This is a genomic window from Paracoccus marcusii, from assembly GCF_028621715.1.
GTDB classification, from domain to species: domain Bacteria; phylum Pseudomonadota; class Alphaproteobacteria; order Rhodobacterales; family Rhodobacteraceae; genus Paracoccus; species Paracoccus marcusii.
On the sequence record NZ_CP117466.1, the window covers coordinates 103,205 to 123,151 of the forward strand.

The following is a 19,947-nucleotide window of genomic DNA, read 5'->3' on the forward strand; positions in this document are numbered from 1 at the left end:
CGCGGGCACCTGCGGGGGCATCCTTCGGCCATGTTCATGGACCTACTGACACGCCTGATGGGCGATACCGCCGCGCCGATCGACCGCGACGATGCCGAACTGGCCATCGCCGCGCTGCTGGTGCGCGTGGCGCGGGCCGACGATCATTACGATCAGCCTGAACGTGACCGCATCGAACAGGTCCTGTCCCGCCGCGGTCTGACTGCCGCCGAGGCCGCCGCCCGCCGCGCCCAGGCCGAGGCGCTGGAGGCGGAGGCCAGCGACACCGTCCGCTTTACCCGCCAGATCAAGGACCGCATCGCGCTGGAGGATCGTCGTGCCGTTCTGGCCGCGCTGTGGGAGGTCGCCTATGCCGACAACAGCCGCGGCGCGGATGAGGACAGCCTGATCCGCCTGGTCTCCAGCCTTCTGGGCATGACCGACCGCGAATCGGCCGAGATCCGTCAGCAGGTGCTGGCCCGGACGGGCCTAAAACCCTAACCGGTCGCGCAGCCCGAACCACGCCATCCCCGCCACCAGCAGCGGCTTGCGCAGGGCCGCACCGCCCGGAAAGGGCCGGGTGGGAACGGCGGCCATGGCGTCGAACCGTTCGGCCTGGCCCGCCACGGCCTCGGCCATCAACTGCCCCGCCAGCGTGGCCATCGCCACGCCATGCCCGGAATAGCCGCTGGCCGACAGGCAGTTCGGCGCGGGCCGGGTGAAGCAGGGCATGCGGTTCATGGTGATGGCCAGCGTCCCGCCCCAGGCATGGGTCAGGGGCACGTCCTGCAGCTGCGGATAGACCGACAGCAGATGCGGGCGGACCACCGCCGCAATGTCGCGCGGAAAGCGGTAGGTGACCGTCTCTCCACCGCCGAAGACCAGCCGACGGTCGTCGTCGACGCGCCAGTAGTTCACCACGAACTTCGTGTCTGCCACAGCGATGCGGTCCGGCAGGATCTCGGGGTGATCATCCAGCGGCGGGGTCGCGACGATATAGTTGTTGATGGGCATGACCCGCGCGGCGACGCCCCGGTCCAGATCGCCCAGATAGCCGTTGCAGGCCAGGATGACGTGATCGGCCCGCAGCACGCCCTGATCGGTGCGGATGATGCTGGGCGCACCATGGGTCAGGTCGGTGACCTGCGCGCGCTCATGGATCACGACGCCCGCATCCCGCGCCAGCCGCGCCATCCCAAGGGCCAGCGCCAGCGGCTGCACATGCCCCGCCCCGCGGTCCAGATCGCCGCCGACATAGGCAGTGCTGCCCAAGGCCGCCGCCAGCCCGTCGCGATCCAGGGGCGTGACCCGGTCGTAGCCGTAATGCCGTGCCAGATGGTCGGCCATGTGGCGGGCGTGATCGACCTCGGACGCGGTACGGCAGGCATGTGCGATGCCGTCGCGGACCCGCACGCCCGCTTCGGCGGCGATGGTGCGGACGGCGGCCTTGGCCTCCTCAGCCAGGTCCCACAGGCGGCGGGCCATGTCGCGGCCCAGCTGCGCCTCCAGCCAGTCGACCTCCTGCCGCTGGCCGGACCCGATCTGGCCGCCGTTGCGGCCCGAGGCGCCGAACCCCACACGCTGCGCCTCCAGCACCCGGACCGACAGGCCCCGGCGCGCCAGATGCAGCGCGGCCGACAGGCCGGTATAGCCCGCCCCGATCACCGCCACATCCGCCCGCGCCTCGCCCCGCAGGGGCGGCAGGTCGGGCTGCGGCCCGCACTGATCGGCATAGAGGCTGGGCGGATAGGCCCCTAGCCGGTCGTTCAGGTGCAGCAGGTTCATACGTTCAGCAGCAGATGTTCGCGTTCCCACGGGCTGATGACCTGCAGAAACTCCTTGTATTCATTGCGCTTGACCGATTCGTAGACGGCGCAGAAATCCTCGCCCAAGACGCCGCGCATGGGCGCGCTCTCCGACATCAGGTCCAGCGCGTCGCCCAGGTTGTAGGGCAGCTCGTCCTCGGACATGTAGGCGTCGCCCAGGCATTCGGCGCGCGGGTTCTCGGCCTCCAGAAGGCCCAGATAGCCACAGGCCAGGCTGGCCGCGATCCCCAGATAGGGGTTGCAGTCCATGCCCGCCAGCCGGTTCTCCAGCCGCCGCGCCTCGGGCCCCGAGATCGGCACGCGCAGGCCCGTGGTACGGTTGTCGCGCCCCCATTCCAGGTTGATCGGCGCCGCGAAGTCCGGGACATAGCGGCGATAGCTGTTCACATAGGGTGCCAGCAGCGCGATGGCGGCGGGCAGGTGCTTCTGCATGCCGGCGATGAAATGCAGGAAGGCCGGCGTCTCGCGGCCCTTTTCGTCGGAAAAGATGTTCCGGCCCGTCTCGATATCCGTGATCGAATGATGGATGTGCATGGCGCTGCCCGGCTCGCCCTCGATGGGCTTGGCCATGAAGGTGGCAAAGCAGTCGTGGCGCAGCGCGGCCTCGCGGATCAGCCGCTTGAAGTAGAAGATCTCGTCGGCCAGGGCCACCGGATCGCCATGGTTCAGGTTGATCTCGACCTGGCCCGCGCCGCCCTCCTGCAGGATGCCGTCGATCTCGAAGCCCTGCGCCTCGGCAAAGTCGTAGATGTCGTCGATGACCTTGCCGTATTCGTCCACCGCCGACATGGAATAGGCCTGTTTTGCCGCCGCGCGCCTGCCCGTGCGGCCCATGGGCGGGATGATCGGCTGGTTCGGGTCGATGTTCCGGGCGACCAGGAAGAACTCCATCTCGGGCGCCACGACCGGGTTCCAGCCCTTGTCACGGTACAGCTGCACCACGCGTTTCAGCACGTTGCGCGGTGCGATGGGCATGGGGTTGCCCTGCTGGTCGGTCGCGTCATGGATGACCTGGATGGTCCAGTCCGCGGTCCAGGGTGCGGCGGTGGCGGTGGAATAGTCGGGGACCATCACCATGTCCGGTTCGGTGAAGGCGCCCGACGGGTTGTCGGCCCATTCCCCGGTGATCGTCTGCAGGAAGATCGAATTGGGCAGGTAGAACTGGTTCTGCCGCGCGAATTTCGACGCGGGCATGGCCTTGCCACGGGCGACGCCCGCCATGTCGGCCACGATGCATTCGACCTCGTCCAGGCGGCGCCCCGACATGAAGTCGCGCGCGGCCTGGGGCAGTTTCTCGGTCCAGTCGCTCATGCGGCACCTTTGTCGGCTCGCGCCAGGGCGCGGGGTTGCTTGAAGAAGGCCTCGATCCGGTCGGCCAGCAGGGACGCGCCATCGGCCTGCCCCATGCGGGCCGCAGCCCCGGCCAGCAGGTCGTCCGGCACGACGCCCTTGGCGCGGGTGTCCATCAGCCCTTGGATGAAGTCGTCGCCGAATTCCGGATGCGCCTGAACGGTAAAGGCCCGGTCGCCATAGATCAGCGCGGCATTCTCGCAGAACGCGTTGCGGCCCGCGACCTGCGCGCCGGGCGGCAGGGCCACGACCTGATCCTGGTGCCAGGCGTTCAGCGTGACGGGCTGGCCGCCGAAATCGTAATCCTGCGCGCCCACGGCCCAACCGCCGGGATGCTTGACCACGGTGCCGCCCAGGGCCTGCGCGATGATCTGATGACCAAAGCAGATGCCGACCATCGGCACGCCTGCGTCATGGACGCGGCGGATGAAATCCTCCAGCGGCGGGATGAAGGCGTGATCCTCATAGGCCCCGTGGCGCGAGCCGGTCAGCAGCCAGCCGTCGGCATCGTGGATGTCCTGTGGAAACTCCATCCCCTCGACATGCCAGGTGGTGAAGTCGAATCCGCGCCCGGCCAGCAGGCGCACGAACATGTCCGGATAGTCGCCCAAATCCCGCTTCAGCTGCGCCGGCGACTGGCCGCATTGAAGGATGCCGATCCGCATGAAAAACCTTGATGTTGCTTGTGTCCGAAGCCTAGTCGCCCCGCAGGGGGGGCCGCAAGGGGGGCGTTTGCGCCTTTTGGCGGTCTGGCCGCGCGGACGCACAGGCGCTAGGCTGCGCGCAACTGAAAGGATGCACCCATGCCCCATCAGCGCCCCGAGGTCGACCCGGACGGCCTTGACGAATTCTCGGTCGTGTTCACCGACCGGTCACTGAACCACATGTCGAAACGCTTTCAGCAGGTCATGCGCGACCTGTCGGCGGGTCTGTGCGAGGTCTATGGCGCGGCCCAGGTGGCGATCGTACCGGGCGGCGGCAGCTATGCGATGGAATCGGTCGCGCGCCAGTTCGGGCGCGACGCGCATGCGCTGATCGTCAGGAACGGCTGGTTCAGCTATCGCTGGAGCCAGATATTCGACGCGGGCGCATTCGCGCGCGAGGTGACCGTGGTCAAGGCCCGCCCGCAGGGGAACGCGCCCCAGCCCGCCTATGCGCCCCCGCCCATCGACGAGGTCGTGGCCCGCATCCGCGAGACGCGCCCCGACGCGGTCTTTGCCCCGCATGTGGAGACCTCGGCCGGGCTGATCCTGCCCGACGACTATATCACCGCGCTGGCCGATGCCGCGCATGAGGTGGGTGCCCTGATGGTGCTGGACTGCATCGCGTCGGGTGCGATCTGGGTCGACATGCGGGCCACGGGCGTCGACGTGCTGATCTCGGCCCCGCAAAAGGGCTGGTCGGCCTCGCCCGCCGCAGGCCTTGTCATGTTGTCCGATCGCGCCGCCGAACGACTGGCCACCACCGACAGCGACAGCTTTGCGCTGGACCTTAAGAAATGGCGCACGATCATGCAGGCCTATCTGGATGGCGGCCATGCCTATCACGCGACCATGCCCACCGACGCGCTGCTGGGCCTGCGCGACGCGATGGAGGAGACCCGCGCGATGGGGTTCGCCGCCGCGCGCGACGCGCAATGGCGCCTTGGCCGGGCGGTCCGCGACGAACTGTCCGCGCGCGGCATCCGCTCGGTCGCGGCCGAGGGGTTCCAGGCGCCGGGCGTCGTGGTCAGCTATACCGACGACCCCGAGGTCAAGTCTGGCAAGGCCTTTGCCGCCCTCGGCACCCAGATCGCGGCGGGCGTGCCGTTGGCCGTGGATGAGGGGGCCGACTTCTCGACCTTCCGCATCGGGCTGTTCGGTCTGGACAAGCTGCGCGATGTCGACGGCACGATGGCCCGGCTTGTGCCGGTGCTGGACCAGGCGACCGCCCCGCGCGGCTAAGCCTTTGACGCGCGCGTCACGTCGGGATAGTGCCCCGCCGTGACCATGTGGCGACAGGACCCCGACATGACGCTGACGATCGACCTGGAAAGCCCGCTTGGGCCCGACCTGGACCTGCTGTTCCAACGCCACACTGCCGAGATGCATGCCGATACCCCGCCGGGATCGATCCACATGATGCCCAAGGAGGCGCTGGAGAACCCCGCCATCGCTTTTTTCGTCGTGCGCGACGCGGGCCAACCTGTGGCCATGGGTGCCATCAAGGATCTGGGCGCATCCGAGGGAGAGCTTAAATCCATGCACGTGCTGTCCGAACAGCGCGGGCGGGGCGTGTCGCGGATGTTGCTACGGCACATGCTGGGTCACGCGCGGAATGCGGGCTATGCCAAGCTATCGCTGGAAACCGGCGTGCAGCCGGGATTTGTCGCGGCGCGTGGCCTCTATGCCCGCGAGGGGTTCACGGAATGCCCGCCCTTCGGCAGCTATCGCGCCGACCCGCATTCGGTCTTCATGACGCTGATGCTGTAATTCAAACGGCGCGCATCCTGCGATGCGCGCCGTCGTCTTCCTGTCGAACAATCAGTGCTCGTGCGTGGGCAGAGCCTTCAGATCATCCTTGGTCCAGTTGGTCCGGGCATGCACGGTGCCGCTTTCGTCGCGCATGAAGTCCAGGTCGGTCGCCGGAACCATGACCGGCTTGGCGCCGATGCCCAGGAACCCGCCGACGTCAAGAACGACCTTGGCCGAAGCACCCATGCCGTGCGTGTGCGACACGCTGCCGACGGTTTCGTCGCCCGGGCCATAGACGGTGGCGCCGTCCAGAACGGCCTCGGTCAGTTCGTCGTGGGTCAGTCGCGTGTGATTTGCGTGGTCCATGTCGACCTCCTTCAGGTGGTGTGGCACATCAACACTGGCCCAGCGGGTGCCGTTCCATCGTCATGGGATGGCCCTGCGCACAAGTTCGTGCTTGCCGGGGCGATTAGCGTCTGGATTGCCGATGCGCCTGCCGCTAAGAAAGGCCAGCCCGCGGGCCCCGTAGCTCAACTGGATAGAGCAATTGACTTCTAATCAATAGGTTGCAGGTTCGAATCCTGCCGGGGTCGCCATTTTCCGTTTCAGCTCAGACCCTTACCGCACCAATCGGTGCATCTTTTCCTGTCCATAAGGACAGGATGACGCCGCCGTCGACTTCAGACAAAAGAGGCTTATCGGCCGGGCGTCCTTGGTGGTTGGTTTAAAGAGTTCAGACGCCCGGCCGATCTGTCACCCCTGCGGTCAAGTGCTATCAGCGGGCGTCCCCAGATCCCACCACAGCCCCGCCATGATCGCCAGCGCCTGTCGCGACAGGCTTTGCAATGCATGTTCGTCGGGTGCGTGCTGACAGCAGCCACGATAGGAATGGGGCACCCAGATCGTCGGCAGGCCCAGGATTTCCGCAAAGCATTCGTTGGGCAGCGATCCGGCCAGGTTCGGCAGCAGATGCGGATCCTGCCCGGTCGTCCGCCGGACCGACCCCGCGACCCGGCGCACCCAGTCATGGTCGGGCATCAGCCGCGTGGCATGGGCGGGATCGCCGTCCCGCGGCACGATGCGCACCGCGTGATGGCCGTGGCGATCCAGGTGGCGACGCAGCGCCGGCAGGATGTCATCCGGATCGGTCCCCACGACATAGCGCAGCTGGCAGGTCGCCCGCGCGCGGCCCGCGATGGCGTTCACGGGTGCGTCGGGCACACCGGCGGTCATCGCCAGCACCGCAAAGCTGTTCCACCCAAAGGCGCGTTCGGTGGGTGTCAGCCCGACCTCTCCCCAATCGACATCGACCTGGGGGCCGCCCGCCTCGATCACCGGCAGGTCGCGCAAGGCGTCGCGCAGCGCGGGCGTCAGGCTGTCGGGGCGCCATTCCGGGACCTGGATCTGGCCGCGCCGATCGCAGATCGTGGCCAGCGCATGGGCCAGGATCATCGCCGGATCGGCCAGAAGACCGCCCCAGTTTCCCGAATGATGCGCCCCCGACCGCAGCTCCAGCACCAGATCAAAGGCCAGCGCCGCGCGCGATCCCATGAACAGCGTCGGCACGTCGGCCTGCAGGCGCGGGCCGTCGGACGCGATCAGCACATCGGCCGCCAGCGCATCGGCATGATCCCGGCAGACCTGGGCCAGGCCGGGCGATCCGGTCTCCTCGGACATCTCGAAGATGATCCGCATGTTGAAGCCCAGATGCCCGCGCGTGTCGATGACAGCCTGCAGCGCGGCCAGGTTGATCAGGTGCTGCCCCTTGTTGTCGGCCGCGCCACGGCCATACAGGCGGTCGCCCTCGGCGGTCAGGACAAAGGGCGACAGCCCGTCGCGCCACTGGTCGGTCTGGGCGCGGACCACGTCGCCATGACCATAGGTCAGGACCGTGGTCAGGGCCGGATCCTCGATCCGTTCCGCGATCAGCAGGGGGCCGCCCCGCGGGTCGGGATTGTCCAGCACCCGCGGGGCGAAACCCAGACCGGACAGGCGCGGTATCATCGCCTCGGTCAGATAGCGGTCCAGATGGGGCCGCTGCGCCGGGTCCTGGCTTTCGGTCGGATGCGCCACCAAGGCCGCCAGATCGGCCTGGAATCCGCCCTCGTCGAAATAGCCTTCGGCGCGGGCGATCGCATCCTGTCGCGCATCGGTCATGGGCGGGCCTCCGGGCGGTATCCGGCGGACGCCTCGATCAGGTGGGTGGTATAAGGCTGGGCGCCCTGCCCCGCCCGCAGATGGGACGCCGGCAGGATCTCGACGATGCGGCCGCGCTGCATCACGGCCAGCCGGTCGCACATATGGGCGATCACCGACAAGTCGTGGCTGACCATCAGATAGGTCAGCCCGTGTTCGTCGCGCAGATCGGCCAGCAGGTTCAGGATCTCGGCCTGGACGCTGACGTCCAGCGCGCTGGTCGGCTCGTCCAGCAGCAGCAGGCGCGGCTCCGCCGCCAAGGCGCGGGCGATCGCCACGCGCTGACGCTGTCCCCCGGACAGCTGGTGCGGATAGCGGAAGCGGAACCCCCGGCCCAGACCCACGTCGTCCAGCAGCTTGACGATGCGCTGGTCGATCCGGTCCATGCCCTGCAGGCGCAGGGTTTCCGCCAGGACGGCATCGACGGAATGGCGTGGATGCAGGCTGGCATAGGGGTCCTGGAACACCATCTGAACGGTGCGAAAGAACGCCCGGTCGCGCCGCTCTCCCTTCTGAGCCTGACCGTCGACCGCGATCCGGCCGGACCAGCCGGGGATCAGGCCTGCGATGGCGCGCAGGATGGTCGACTTGCCCGAACCGCTTTCGCCGACCAGGCCAAAGCTTTCGCCCTGCGCCACATCGAAGGCCGCGTTGTGGACAGCGGTGACGCGGTCGGGCTCCTGCCCGAACCAGACGGTCAGATCGGCAACGCTCAGCATCTCAGGGGCCTTTCACGACGGGGTCGCGCCAGCTGTCCTGGCGCTGGAGGACGGACAGGCGCGACACCGGCGCGTCCAGCCGCGGCAGGCTGTCCAGAAGCCCGCGGGTATAGGGGTGCTGCGCCCCGTGCAGGTCGCGGGCGGGCAGCGTCTCGACCACGCGGCCGGCATACATGATCAGCACGCGGTCGCAGAACTGCGCCACCAGGTTCAGGTCGTGGCTGATGAAGATCAGCCCCATGCCGCGGTCGCGGACCAGCCGGTCCATGATGTGCAGCACCTCGGTCCGGACCGACACGTCCAGCGCGCTGGTCGGTTCGTCCGCGATCAGGATCTGCGGATCGGGGGCCAGCATCATGGCGATCATGATGCGCTGACCCATGCCGCCCGACACCTCGTGGGGATAGCTGTCCATGACGCGTTCGGGGTCACGGATCTGCACGGCCTCCAGCATCTCCAGGGCCTTGGCGCGGGCGGCGGCGCGGGGCGCGCGGGCGTGCAGGCGATAGGCCTCGATGATCTGCTGGCCCACGGTCATCACCGGGTTCAGGCTGAACTTGGGGTCCTGCATGACCATGCTGATGCGCCCGCCGCGGATGGCGCGCATCTGCCGGTCGGGCAGGTTCAGGATGGACTGGCCCTCCAGCTCCATCCGGGCGGCCTCGACCCGGCCGGGCGGACGCACTAGGCCCAGGATCGCGCGGCCGGTCATGGACTTGCCCGACCCGCTCTCGCCCACGACGCCAAGGCGTTCGCGGCCCAGGTCGAAATCGATGCCGCGCACGGCCTGAAACTCGCCCTGCCGGGTCGGGAAGGTGACGCGCAGGTCGCGCACGGACAGAAGGGGTTCGGTCACGACTTGTCTCCCTTGGGGTCCAGCACGTCGCGCAGCCCGTCGCCCAGCAGGTTGAAGGCCATCGACACCAGGAAGATGGCGATGCCCGGCATGGCGGCGACCCACCAGAAGTCGAGGATGTAGCCCCGCCCGTCCGAGATCATCGCCCCCCATTCGGGCAGCGGCGGCTGCGCGCCGAGGCCCAGAAAGCCCAGGCCCGCCGCCGACAGGATGATCCCCGCCATGTCCAGCGCCACCCGCACGATCAGCGACGACAGGCACAGCGGCCAGATGTGGCGGATCAGCAGGCGCAGCCGCCCCGCCCCCTGCAGCCGCGCGGCGGCGATGAAGTCGGCGTTGCGGATGGTCAGCGTCTCGGCCCGCGCCAGGCGCGCATAGGGCGGCCAGGCGGTCAGCGCCAGCGCCAGCACCGCGTTGCCGATGCTGGGCCCCAGGGCCGCGACGAAGGCCAGCGCCAGGATCAGCTTGGGGAAGGCCAGGAAGATGTCGGTCACCCGCATCAGCACCTGGTCCACCCAGCCCCCGGCAAAACCCGCCACCGTGCCGATCAGCAGCCCGATGACCGGCGCGATCAGCGCGACCGTGCCCACGATGAACAGCGTGATGCGCGAGCCGTGGATCAGCCGCGAGAGGATGTCGCGCCCCAGGGCGTCGGTGCCCAGCCAATGCGCCGCCGACGGCGGCTGCAACCGGTCGGCCAGGTTCTGGGCATAGGGGTCCTGCGGCGCGATCCAGGGCGCCAGGATCGCCATGCCGATCAGCAGCGCCAGGATGATCAGCCCGACCATCGCCAGCCTGTTGGCGCGGAAGGTCAGCCAGCCCTGATAGATCGCGCCAAGCCGCGCCTGGCGGCGGGTCTGGGGCGCGTCGGACAGCAACCAATCGCGGCGTGTCATGGCGCTCATGTCGACCTCGGATCCAGGAAACGGTACAGGATGTCGCTGAACAGGTTCAGCACGACGAAGCACACGCCCACGACCACCGTTCCGCCCAGGACCGCGTTCATGTCGCCCGACAGAAGGCCGCGGGTGATGTAGCTGCCCAGGCCCGGCCAGCTGAAGATGATCTCGGTCAGGACCGACCCCTCCAGCAGAGAGCCGAAGGACAGTGCGATGACCGTCACCAGCGGGATCGCGATGTTGCGGAAGGCGTGGCCCCAGATGACGGCGCGTTCGGACAGGCCCTTGACGCGGGCGGTGGTGATGTATTCCGCCGACAACTGCTCCAGCATGAAGCTGCGCGTCATGCGGCTGATATAGGCCAGCGAATAATAGCCCAGCAGGCTGGCCGGCAGGATGATGTGAGAGAACGCGTCGCGGAACGCGCCCCAGTCCCCGGCGATCAGGCTGTCGACCAGGATCATGCCGGTCACGTTCGGCACCATCCCGTCATAGATGATCCCCTGCCGCCCCGGCCCCCCGACCCAGCCCAGCATGCCATAGAAGATCAGCAGGCCCATCAGCCCCAGCCAGAAGATCGGCATCGAATAGCCGACCAGCGCCACGACGCGGGCGACCTGGTCGATGACGCCGCCGCGCCGCGCCGCCGCGATCACGCCCAGGGGCACACCGATCACGACGCCGATGAAGGTCCCCAGGGCCGCCAGCTCGAAGGTCGCGGGAAAGACGCGGGCGATGTCCTGTGCCACCGGCTGCCCGGTGGAGATGGACCGTCCGAAATCGCCGCGCAGCACGTCGCCCACATAGGACAGGAACTGCACGATCAGCGGCTGGTCCAGACCCATCGCCACATAGGCGGCGTCGTACTGGGCCTGGGTGGCGCGGTCGCCTACCACCTTCAGCACCGGGTCGATCGGCATGACCCGCCCGATGATGAAGGTGACCAGCAGCAGCCCCAGGAGAGTCAGCGCCAGCGACAGGACGGTCCCCGCCACGCTGCGCACGCGCCTGCGGGTCAGGGCGCGGCGCCGCGACGATGCGGTCGCGGCGCCGGTCGGATCGGTCGGGGCCATTTATTCGCCCTTCGTCACCTGACGATACATGACCGACGAAATGGCGCCGCCGCTCCACCAGTTCTGGACGCCGTCGCGCAGGCCGACCTGTTCGATGCGCTGGAACAGCGGAACGATCGGGGCCTCGGCCTGGTACTGGCGCTGGATGTCCTGATACATCGCGGCGCGGGCGTCGGCGTCCTGCTCCAGGGTGGCGGCGACAGTGGCCTCGTTCATCTCGGCCGGTACCTCATAGGCGTTGCGCCAGGCCAGCAGGCCCACGGCCGCGGCCTCGTCGCTGTTGTCGGGGTTATAGGCGAAGGTCGCGGCATTGGTGTTCGGGTCCGAATAATCCGGGCCCCATTCGCCCAGGAAGATCGGAACCTCGCGGGCGCGATAGGCGTCCAGCACCTGCGCGCCGGTCATCTGCTCGATCTCCAGGGTCAGGCCGACCTGGGCCATCGACGCCTGCAGGGTCTGGGCCACGTCCACGTATTCGCGCAGATCGCGCACGCGGGTGGTGATGGTGCCGCCCTCGATCCCCGCATCGGTCAGGATCTGGCGGGCCTTCTCCACGTCATAGGTCCAGGGCTGCTCCTCCAGCACGCCCAGATAGCCCTGCGGCAGGAAGGTCTGGTGGGTGACGAACTGACCCTTCAGGAAGCTGCCGGTGATGCCCTCGTAATCGACAAGGTGCTTCATCGCCTCGACCACGGCAGGGTTCGACAGCAGTTCGTCCTTCTGGTTCAGGCCCATGTAGAGGATGCGGCCGCGCGGCTCGTCCTGGATGGTCACGCCCTCGACCGCGGCGATGGATTCCACGTCCGTCGGCGTAAGGTTGCGCGCCACGTCGATATCACCCTGCTCCAGCAGCAGCCGTTGCGCGCTGGATTCGGCGACGTTGCGCACGATCACGCGCTTCATTTCGGGGGCGCCCTGCCAGTATTCCTCATAGGCGGTCAGCTGCACCGCCTCGTTCGGACGCCAGGCCGACAGCACATAGGCGCCCGACCCGGCCTCGTTCGTGTTAAGCCAGGCATTGCCCATGTCGCCGTCGACCTCGTTGGCCATGACGGTCTCCATGTCGACCACGCTGGCGATGTTGGCGGTCAGGCAGTTCAGCACGAAGGTCGGCGCATAGGGCTTGTCCATCGTCAGCGTCAGCGTGTTGCCGTCGGCGGTGATCATCTGATCGACGTTGTCGGCGGTAAAGCCGAACTGGGTCAGGATGAAGGCCGGGGTCTTGTCCAGCTTGACCGCGCGCTGCAGCGACCAGGCGGCGTCCGCGGCGCGCACGGGGTTGCCGGAATGGAAGGTCGCATCCTCGCGCAGCGTGAAGGTGATGGACAGGCCGTCCTCGGACACCGCCCATTCGGTCGCAAGGCTGGGCTGGAAGCCCGCGTCCGGGTCCAGCGGGTTGAAATCGACCAGCCGGTCATAGGTGTTGTTGTTGACGTCGTTGCCCGCGAACTCGAAGCTTACCGCCGGGTCCAGGCTGATGATATCGTCGATCGTGTGGGCCACGACCAGAGTGTCGGCCGGCGTCTCGGCCCAGGCTGCAGGTGCAAGCGCCAGCGCCGAGGCCAGAAGCATGGCGCGCATGGTCAGGGGATATGTCATGTGAGGTTCCTGTCGGTGATCGGCCCCCGCTGTGTCGCGGGGTTGCATGTCATGCAGCCTGCCGCAGGCCCGTCCGGCATTCAATGCCAATCTGACGGCCTGCCCGACGGGAAGGGCCTAGCCCGCCCTGACATCCCCGACGACCGGCCCGTCCAGCGCGGACGCGTCGCGCAGCGGGTGATCGGCGCTCATCACCTGCCCGCTGACGCGGTTCCGCCCGGCCAGCTTGCTGCGATACAGCATCCGGTCGGCCCCGGTCAGCCAGAAGGCGTTGTCGCTGCCCATGTCGCAACGCCCCGACGCCACGCCGATGCTGATCGTCACCACCTGCCCCACCTGCGACGCGCGGTGCGGGATGGCCAGCGCCTCGACACCGGCGCGCATCGTCTCGGCCAGGTGAAGGGCGCCGTCCAGGTCGGTGCCGGGCAAGATGCAGGCGAACTCCTCGCCGCCGTAGCGCGCGCACAGGTCGCCCGACCGGCGGATCGCCTGCGCCAGCGCCTGCGACACGGCCTTGAGGCAGATGTCGCCCTCGGGGTGGCCATAGCTGTCGTTGAAGCCCTTGAAGTGATCGATATCCAGCATCAGCACCGCGATCAGACCGCCGTCGCGCGCCTGCCGGTGCAGTTCCGCCTGCAGGCGGCGTTCCAGCATGCGCCGGTTGGCCAGCCCCGTCAGCGGATCGCGCAGCGCCTGTTCGGTCAACTGGTCGCGCATCCGCTTCATCTGGACGTGGTTGCGCACGCGCCGCTGCAGGGCGGCTGGGCGGATCGGCTTGGTGACATAGTCGATCGCACCGACTGCCAACCCGCGCAACTCGGCCTCGTCATCGCCCAGGGCGGTGGCGAAGATCACCGGAATGTCGCTGAGCAGCGGGTCGGCCTTGAAGATGCGGCACAGCTGATAGCCGTCCATACCGGGCATCACCACGTCCAAAAGGATCAGGTCCGGCCTGCTTTCGCGGGCCACCTGCACGGCCTGTTCGCCGGACAGGGCAAAGCAGATCTCGTATTCGTCCTCCAGCACGGCGGTGACGATCTCGATGTTGGCGGGTTCGTCGTCGATCACAAGGATGACGGGGCGGTTGTCCATGTTCATATCCCTGGTTGACCGGTGTCGGGGTGGGGGCCGTTCAGCAGCGCATCCGCCGCGGCATAATCCAGCCGCAGCAGCGCGCTGCGCACGGGGTGGTCGTCCATCGCCATGCGGTCCAGCTGCAGCGCCTCGGCCAGCGCGTCAAAGCTGGCACGGGCGGCCATGCTGCGACGGCGGACCTGGTCGCGCAGATGGCCGCGCAGCTGGGCGATCCGGACGCTGTCGCCGGCCGGGGTGGGCGGCGATGCGGCCGCATGGGGCGTGCCCGCCGCCGCCGTCAGGCTGTCGGCTGCGGCGATCGCCGCAGCCAGCGGGCCGGACAGCTGCGCCAAAAGCGCGTCGATGCCGGTCGTGTCATCGGCCTGCAGAAACGCCTCGATCTGCCCGGCAAGGGTCGCGATCCGGGGCAGCTCCAGCGAGGCCGTGACCCCCTTCAGGGTATGGGCGGCGCGATGCGCGTCCTGGCGTCGTCCGTCGGCGATCAGCTGCGCGATCTGCGCGACAGCATCGCGGTTCCCCTCGGCAAAGGACAGGATCAGGCGGCGCAGCAGCGGCCGCTTGCCGTTCACCCGCGACAGCGCGGCGGGGATGTCGAAGGGCGGCAGGTGGTCGGGCAGGTCCGCGGCACCCACCCCCTCGGCCCGCAGGGTCGGGGCCGCGGCGGTGGGCACGATCCGCATGTGCCGTGCCAGCACCGCGATCAGGCGCGCGGGATCGACGGGCTTGGTCACGTGATCGCACATCCCCGCCTGCATGCAGGCGCGGCGTTCGTCGTCATAGGCATGCGCGGTCAGCGCGATGATGGGCAGGGCCTCGGCCGTGTGCGTCAGGCGGATCTGCCGCGTGGCGGTCAGCCCGTCCATCTCCGGCATCTGCATGTCCATCAGCACGGCGGCATAGCCCGCCGCACCGGCCTCGACCATCCGGCAGGCGACAAGCCCGTTCTCGGCGCAATCGACCAGCAGGCCCGCGTCGCCCAAAAGCGCGACCGCGATCTCCTGGTTGATCGGATTGTCCTCGACCAGCAGCACGCGTTGACCGCGCATCGCCTCGGGCAGAAGGGGGGCGGCGGGCAGGTCGGGCGCGACCTCGGGGACATGGCGTTCGGCCAGCCCGGGCAGCTGCTTGAGCGCATCCAGTAGGTTGCGCGCGTTGATGGGCTTGGCCAGGAACAGGTCGATCGTCTCTCCGCCGGCCTCGGCCATGACGGCGTCGACGCCGTGCGCGGTCATCACCATCGTGGCGGGCATCCGCCGCAGACCCACCCGCCGCAGCGCGCGCAGCGTCTGCAGCCCGTCCAGATCGGGCATCTTCCAGTCCAGGATCACCAGGTCATAGGGATGACCCCGCTGATCCGCCGCCTGCACCATGTCCAGCGCCGCGCGGCCCGAGGGCGCCAGGATCACCCGGATCTGCCAGCGGGCAAAGATCGCCTCCAGCATCTTCAGCGCGATGGGGCTGTCATCCGCGATCAGGATGCGCAGGGCGCGGATCGCGCTGCAGGGCAGGATCGCCTCGGCGGCGTCCACCTGTCCGATCCCCAGGCACAGCGAGAAGGTGAACCGGCTGCCCTGCCCCGGCACGCTCTCCGCGCGGATCCAGCCGTCCATCTGCTGGACGATCTGCTTGCAGATCGCCAGCCCCAGCCCCGTCCCCCCGAACCGCCGCGTGGTCGAGCTGTCGGCCTGCGTGAACGGCGTGAACAGCCGGCCCACCTGGTCGGGCGTCATGCCGATGCCGCAATCGCTGACCGAGATCTCGACCCGGGCCTGGTCGTCCTGCCGTTCGACCAGGCGGGCGGTCAGCACGATCTCTCCATCCTCGCTGAACTTGGTGGCGTTGCTCAACAGGTTGAGCAGCACCTGGTTCAGGCGCAGCTCGTCCCCGACCAGCATCTCGGGCAGGCGTTCGTCGATCTCCTGGCGCAAGGTCAGGCGGCGGGCGGCCATGGTGTCGGCCACCATCTGGACCTGGCATGACATCGCCGAACGCAGGTCGAAGGGCCGCGCCTCCAGGGTCAGCGCCCCCGCCTCGTTCTTGGAAAAGTCCAGCAGGTCGTTGATCAGACGCAATAGGACGCCCCCCGCGGTGCTGATCCGGCTGACATGCTCGCGCTGGCGCGGTTCCAGCGTGGTTCGCTGGACCAGGTGGCAAAAGCCCAGGATGGCGTTGATGGGGGTGCGGATCTCGTGGCTCATGTTGGCCAGGAACATGCTCTTGGTGCGGTTCGCCTCCTCGGCCTCGCGGGTGCGTTCCTCCAGCGCGGCGCTTTTTGCCACGATCTCGTCGCTCATTTTGCCGATGCGGTCGAAGGACTGGACGACCTTGTCGCTGACCCAGACCAGAACCGCGGTCTGAAATGCCACGATGGCCCCGTGCAACAGCACCCGCGCCACGTCGCCGTCGGTCGAGAACACGGCATTCGGCAGCAGATAGAACAGCACCAGATGATGCACGGTGATCGCCGCTGCCGACATGATCAGGGCCGACCGGTCGAACCATGCCAGGTTCAGCGCCAGCACGGCATAGAAATACATGTGCATGTCCATCTGCCAGGCGTGCCCCTCGAACGCCAGCAGGAACAGCGCAGGCTCGCCCACCAGGGCCACGGCGGCGATGTTGCGCGTCACCGGCCGAGTGCGGCGCAGCCTCCACAGCAGGTGATAAAGCGCGGCAAGCCCCCCGGCCAGCGCCATCGCCGTAAGCGGTGACATGCTGCCCACCCACGCCGCGGCCAGGCCGATCACCGGGACATGCGCCCAGAACAGCGTGACCAGCATCCGGCCATAGCGCGCCCGCAGCGCGTTCAGTTCGACGTTCATCGTGCCCCCTCCGCGTCCGACGCGACGCATCCCAAAGATCCCGGCGCGGGCAGCACCAGCCATGCGCCCCGCTGGCGGACGCGGTCCTCGAACCCGTCGTCGCCCGACAGCACGACCGACAGGCCGGGCAGCGCGCCAAAGGCGATCACCCCGCCCCCGGCGGCATGGACCAGGTCCAGAACCTGCGCCCGATGCAGGCCGGGACTGGTCATGACAAGGAACTGTCCCGGCGCGCCCGGGCGGGTCAATGCATGGCCCGCCAGCGCAATCAGCCCCGCCAGCGCCAGCGCCAGCGCCGGCAAAAGCGCGCTCACCGCACCCCCCTCGCTTTCGCGCGCCGTCATGTCGGCACCGGTTCCAGATGTCACGATGTGCTCCTGCCCTATCCTTGGACTGCACAATATCTTGCATCGCGTCGTCCGTCCGCAGACCGGTCGAATGCAAGAATGTCCAAAACGATGCGGTTCATACGGAACCACTGGCGTCACCGTGCACCCACGGGGGGTCCGGAGGCGCGCAGCCCCCGGCCACCGCGGGACGCAATCCGCGTGCAACGGCCCTCGCAGACGGGCCGCCGAACCCCGTCCCCGCCCGGCGCTGCCATGGCTGCCTAAAAATCATGGGACAAACCGGATCAGTCGCCCGGCACGACTGTTTTTCGTGAAGAATGCCCAATTCTGAAATGGGGCAGTGGCGGCAGATCAGCCGATCGTCGCTGCATTCTGTGATCTCAACAGCATCGCCCACCCGCGGGGTCGTGTGATCGACCGGCCCTTGCTTCCTGCGTGCTGCTCGCGCTCGATATTCCCTCCGACAGATGCCATAAATGACAGTGCCGCCCCGCCCATCGCTTTCCGTGACGATGACTGCGGAATCCACGCGCGGCGCTCCGCTCAGGCGGTGGTCGGGGAATCCAGGATGTACCGCCCCGGACATCTCCGTGTCCCGGGCATTCCGGTCGAATGCGGCACCTGACTGGCACTTCATCCGGACGAGGGCTTTCAGCGCATTCTTGACGCCGTGCAGCTTTGACAACGGGGGTCAGGCCATGGACCTGTCGGCCTATCCGACCTAGGGTCCCTGCGCCGGCACGTTACACGCGTCCCGTCACCGGCCATGCGGCGGCTCCGGACAGGCACGGTCCGGATCAACCGCCATGATCGCTGGTGCGATCATGCCCTGCCGGCCGGGACTGCGGGTAACGTGGCATCGGCAGCGATCCGGGCTGCACCGCCTGTCGCGAACGTGGCCAACACAAGACCGTGCCGAATGAAATCTGAGGAGCCTTCCATGACCCATCGCATCGCCCTGATCCCAGGAGACGGCATCGGCATTCCCGTGACCGAGGCCGCCCTGCGCGTCATGGAGGCCAGCGGCGCCGACATCACGACCAAGAGCTTTCCCTGGTCCTGCGATCATTACCTGCAGCACGGCCGCATGATGCCCGAGGACGGCATCGAGACCTTGCGCGGCTTCGACGCCATCTTCCTGGGCGCGGTCGGCTGGCCCGCCCGCGTGCCAGATGCCGTGTCGCTGCACGGGCTGCTGCTGCCCATCCGCAAGGCCTTCGTCCAATACGCCAACATCCGCCCGCACCGCCTGCTGCCCGGCGTCGAGGGTCCGCTGAAAACCCGCGATTTCGACATTCTCTGCATCCGCGAGAACACCGAAGGCGAGTATTCCGGCGCTGGCGGCCGCGTCCATCAGGGCACCCCGGACGAGGTCGCGGTCGAGACCTCGATCTTCACCCGCGCGGGCGTCGAACGCATCCTGCGCTTCGGCTTTGAACAGGCGCAGGCGCGGCGGGGCAAGCTGGCCTCGGTCACCAAGTCGAACGCACAGCGCCACAGCATGGTCTTCTGGGACGAGGTCACCGACGAACTGGCCGCCGACTATCCGGACGTCGCTGTCACCCGCTACCACATCGACGCGATGTGCGCACGGATGGTCATGGCGCCCGAGAGCTTGGACGTTGTGGTCGCCTCGAACCTCTTCGGCGACATCCTGACGGATCTGGGCGCGGCCATCCAAGGGGGCCTGGGCTTTGCGGCCTCGGCCAACATCGACCCGACGCGCCGCAACCCGTCGATGTTCGAGCCCGTCCACGGCTCGGCCCCCGACATCGCGGATCAGGGCATCGCCAACCCGATGGCGGCGTTCTGGTCGGCGGCGATGATGCTGGACCACCTGGGCCAGACCGCCCCCGCCGCCCGCATCATGGCCGCACTGGAGGCCGCCACCGCCCGCGGCATCGGCACCCACCCGGGCCGCGACACCACCGACGCCGTCACCACGGCCGTTCTGGCGCAGCTGTAATGACCGCACCGACCCGCGCTCCCCGTCGGTCTCTACCGACCCAAGCCCGGCGCTCCGGCGAGCGCTGACAGATGCGTGGGTCGGTGCCGATACCAGCGCCACAGAAGATCCTAACCTCGCGCCGGGCATTCCTTGGGCACAGTCGCGGTTATCGAACCGTCCATGGTTGAACGATGATGAGTGGTGCCGCCCGTGCCAGCAGTCGCATATCTATGCAACACGCCGTTCTGCGGATGCTTTTGCAAAACACTATAGCGGTGATTCCTGGACGCCCTGCGCGGATTGTGGCGCTGCAGAAAAGCAAGTCATCATCTGAATTACGGGTCTGGATTGTTGCTGATGCTAATCTCACGCCTTGGTTCGCTGAGGTGACCCATCGACGGATAGCCAGTTCCGTCCAGCCACGGCACTACGGCCTAACCTTGGTTTTACAGGAGGATTATTGACCAACGTGATGATCACAACAAGATTGCTCCGGTCGTACGTCGATAATGTTGGGAAAGTATACTGCCCTGACAAACGGACGTTATGGCAGTTGTAATTATGCTTTTGGTGAAACGACGGAATACGACGTCCGGCGTCGTCGCACGTCGTGACAAACCTGCCAGAGGGCCTTGCCGTCATTCGGGCCGACAGTATGCAGCCAGTCAGCCGCTTTCGTTGAATTGACCTGTGTAAAAGCACGGTGGTGAACGATCAACAGAGGCCTTCATTCCTACGCCTCTCGGCGGAGAAAGCATTCACGTCCTTGTCGAGGCGAGACT

The 19,947-nt window shown here is 67.7% G+C and carries 17 protein-coding genes and 1 tRNA gene; 5 read left to right on the forward strand and 13 right to left on the reverse strand.

Annotated elements, in window-relative coordinates; genetic code table 11:
- Positions 1-30: 30 nt before the first annotated feature.
- Positions 31-480 (forward strand): tellurite resistance TerB family protein, encoded by a 450-nt coding sequence (locus tag PRL19_RS00510; RefSeq protein ID WP_273743560.1) that lies wholly within the window; start codon positions 31-33, stop codon positions 478-480.
- Here the strand turns inward: PRL19_RS00510 and PRL19_RS00515 are convergent.
- Genes PRL19_RS00515 through PRL19_RS00525 form a run of 3 tightly spaced genes read right to left on the reverse strand, consistent with a single transcriptional unit; the run spans position 469 to position 3,820 of the window.
- Positions 469-1,764: an NAD(P)/FAD-dependent oxidoreductase gene (locus PRL19_RS00515; protein ID WP_273743561.1), complete on the reverse strand. Its 1,296-nt coding sequence runs from the start codon at positions 1,762-1,764 to the stop codon at positions 469-471. The genes PRL19_RS00510 and PRL19_RS00515 overlap by 12 nt on opposite strands.
- A complete protein-coding gene (locus PRL19_RS00520; protein ID WP_046001004.1) occupies positions 1,761-3,116 on the reverse strand; it encodes a glutamine synthetase family protein in 1,356 nt (451 codons plus the stop codon). The genes PRL19_RS00515 and PRL19_RS00520 overlap by 4 nt, the downstream gene beginning before the upstream one ends.
- Positions 3,113-3,820, reverse strand: coding sequence for a type 1 glutamine amidotransferase (locus PRL19_RS00525; protein ID WP_273743562.1), 708 nt, complete (start codon positions 3,818-3,820; stop codon positions 3,113-3,115). Before PRL19_RS00525 ends, PRL19_RS00520 begins: the two co-directional genes overlap by 4 nt.
- Before the next feature lie 138 nt (positions 3,821-3,958).
- Between PRL19_RS00525 and PRL19_RS00530 the strand changes: the two genes are divergently transcribed.
- Entirely contained in the window at positions 3,959-5,098 is a 1,140-nt protein-coding gene (locus tag PRL19_RS00530) for an aminotransferase class V-fold PLP-dependent enzyme (RefSeq protein ID WP_273743563.1), read from the forward strand.
- A 66-nt stretch (positions 5,099-5,164) separates the two neighbouring features.
- The gene (locus PRL19_RS00535) at positions 5,165-5,626 is read left to right on the forward strand and encodes a GNAT family N-acetyltransferase (protein WP_046001007.1); all 462 of its coding nucleotides are present in this window, start codon (positions 5,165-5,167) and stop codon (positions 5,624-5,626) included.
- Positions 5,627-5,677: 51 nt separating this feature from the next.
- Here PRL19_RS00535 and PRL19_RS00540 read toward each other — a convergent pair whose 3' ends face one another.
- On the reverse strand, positions 5,678-5,974 hold the full coding sequence (locus tag PRL19_RS00540; protein WP_045981641.1) for a hypothetical protein: 297 nt from the start codon (positions 5,972-5,974) through the stop codon (positions 5,678-5,680).
- Between the two features lie 153 nt (positions 5,975-6,127).
- On the opposite strand from PRL19_RS00540, the gene PRL19_RS00545 reads away from it, so the two are divergent.
- Positions 6,128-6,204, forward strand: a tRNA-Arg gene (locus PRL19_RS00545).
- Between the two features lie 169 nt (positions 6,205-6,373).
- Here the strand turns inward: PRL19_RS00545 and PRL19_RS00550 are convergent.
- From PRL19_RS00550 to PRL19_RS00590, 9 genes are all read right to left on the reverse strand, one after another.
- Positions 6,374-7,765, reverse strand: coding sequence for a M20 family metallopeptidase (locus PRL19_RS00550; protein ID WP_273743565.1), 1,392 nt, complete (start codon positions 7,763-7,765; stop codon positions 6,374-6,376).
- Entirely contained in the window at positions 7,762-8,523 is a 762-nt protein-coding gene (locus PRL19_RS00555; RefSeq protein ID WP_252927506.1) for an ABC transporter ATP-binding protein, read from the reverse strand. The genes PRL19_RS00550 and PRL19_RS00555 overlap by 4 nt, the downstream gene beginning before the upstream one ends.
- Position 8,524: 1 nt before the next feature.
- A complete protein-coding gene (locus tag PRL19_RS00560; protein ID WP_273743566.1) occupies positions 8,525-9,379 on the reverse strand; it encodes an ABC transporter ATP-binding protein in 855 nt (284 codons plus the stop codon).
- Complete coding sequence (gene nikC / locus PRL19_RS00565) at positions 9,376-10,284, reverse strand: nickel transporter permease (RefSeq protein WP_252927503.1); 909 nt, start codon at positions 10,282-10,284, stop codon at positions 9,376-9,378. Before nikC ends, PRL19_RS00560 begins: the two co-directional genes overlap by 4 nt.
- Positions 10,281-11,351, reverse strand: coding sequence for an ABC transporter permease (locus PRL19_RS00570; protein WP_420704403.1), 1,071 nt, complete (start codon positions 11,349-11,351; stop codon positions 10,281-10,283). The genes nikC and PRL19_RS00570 overlap by 4 nt, the downstream gene beginning before the upstream one ends.
- On the reverse strand, positions 11,352-12,950 hold the full coding sequence (locus PRL19_RS00575; RefSeq protein WP_273743567.1) for an ABC transporter substrate-binding protein: 1,599 nt from the start codon (positions 12,948-12,950) through the stop codon (positions 11,352-11,354).
- 117 nt (positions 12,951-13,067) lie between these two features.
- Positions 13,068-14,042: a diguanylate cyclase gene (locus tag PRL19_RS00580; RefSeq protein WP_218062288.1), complete on the reverse strand. Its 975-nt coding sequence runs from the start codon at positions 14,040-14,042 to the stop codon at positions 13,068-13,070.
- A 2-nt stretch (positions 14,043-14,044) separates the two neighbouring features.
- Entirely contained in the window at positions 14,045-16,867 is a 2,823-nt protein-coding gene (locus PRL19_RS00585; protein ID WP_273743568.1) for a response regulator, read from the reverse strand.
- The gene (locus PRL19_RS00590; protein ID WP_273743569.1) at positions 16,864-17,235 is read right to left on the reverse strand and encodes a hypothetical protein; all 372 of its coding nucleotides are present in this window, start codon (positions 17,233-17,235) and stop codon (positions 16,864-16,866) included. The genes PRL19_RS00585 and PRL19_RS00590 overlap by 4 nt, the downstream gene beginning before the upstream one ends.
- Positions 17,236-18,157: 922 nt before the next feature.
- Here PRL19_RS00590 and PRL19_RS00595 point away from each other — a divergent pair.
- A complete protein-coding gene (locus tag PRL19_RS00595; RefSeq protein WP_273743571.1) occupies positions 18,158-19,183 on the forward strand; it encodes a tartrate dehydrogenase in 1,026 nt (341 codons plus the stop codon).
- Positions 19,184-19,947 lie beyond the last annotated feature (764 nt).

Bases quoted from the DNA above. Each gene is read 5' to 3' on its own strand.
- PRL19_RS00510 (WP_273743560.1), top strand. From the start codon at position 31: ATGTTCATGGACCTACTGACACGCCTGATGGGCGATACCGCCGCGCCG.
- PRL19_RS00515 (WP_273743561.1), bottom strand. From the start codon at position 1,764: ATGAACCTGCTGCACCTGAACGACCGGCTAGGGGCCTATCCGCCCAGC.
- PRL19_RS00520 (WP_046001004.1), bottom strand. From the start codon at position 3,116: ATGAGCGACTGGACCGAGAAACTGCCCCAGGCCGCGCGCGACTTCATG.
- PRL19_RS00525 (WP_273743562.1), bottom strand. From the start codon at position 3,820: ATGCGGATCGGCATCCTTCAATGCGGCCAGTCGCCGGCGCAGCTGAAG.
- PRL19_RS00530 (WP_273743563.1), top strand. From the start codon at position 3,959: ATGCCCCATCAGCGCCCCGAGGTCGACCCGGACGGCCTTGACGAATTC.
- PRL19_RS00535 (WP_046001007.1), top strand. From the start codon at position 5,165: ATGACGCTGACGATCGACCTGGAAAGCCCGCTTGGGCCCGACCTGGAC.
- PRL19_RS00540 (WP_045981641.1), bottom strand. From the start codon at position 5,974: ATGGACCACGCAAATCACACGCGACTGACCCACGACGAACTGACCGAG.
- PRL19_RS00550 (WP_273743565.1), bottom strand. From the start codon at position 7,765: ATGACCGATGCGCGACAGGATGCGATCGCCCGCGCCGAAGGCTATTTC.
- PRL19_RS00555 (WP_252927506.1), bottom strand. From the start codon at position 8,523: ATGCTGAGCGTTGCCGATCTGACCGTCTGGTTCGGGCAGGAGCCCGAC.
- nikC (WP_252927503.1), bottom strand. From the start codon at position 10,284: ATGAGCGCCATGACACGCCGCGATTGGTTGCTGTCCGACGCGCCCCAG.
- PRL19_RS00570 (WP_420704403.1), bottom strand. From the start codon at position 11,351: ATGGCCCCGACCGATCCGACCGGCGCCGCGACCGCATCGTCGCGGCGC.
- PRL19_RS00575 (WP_273743567.1), bottom strand. From the start codon at position 12,950: ATGACATATCCCCTGACCATGCGCGCCATGCTTCTGGCCTCGGCGCTG.
- PRL19_RS00580 (WP_218062288.1), bottom strand. From the start codon at position 14,042: ATGGACAACCGCCCCGTCATCCTTGTGATCGACGACGAACCCGCCAAC.
- PRL19_RS00585 (WP_273743568.1), bottom strand. From the start codon at position 16,867: ATGAACGTCGAACTGAACGCGCTGCGGGCGCGCTATGGCCGGATGCTG.
- PRL19_RS00595 (WP_273743571.1), top strand. From the start codon at position 18,158: ATGACCCATCGCATCGCCCTGATCCCAGGAGACGGCATCGGCATTCCC.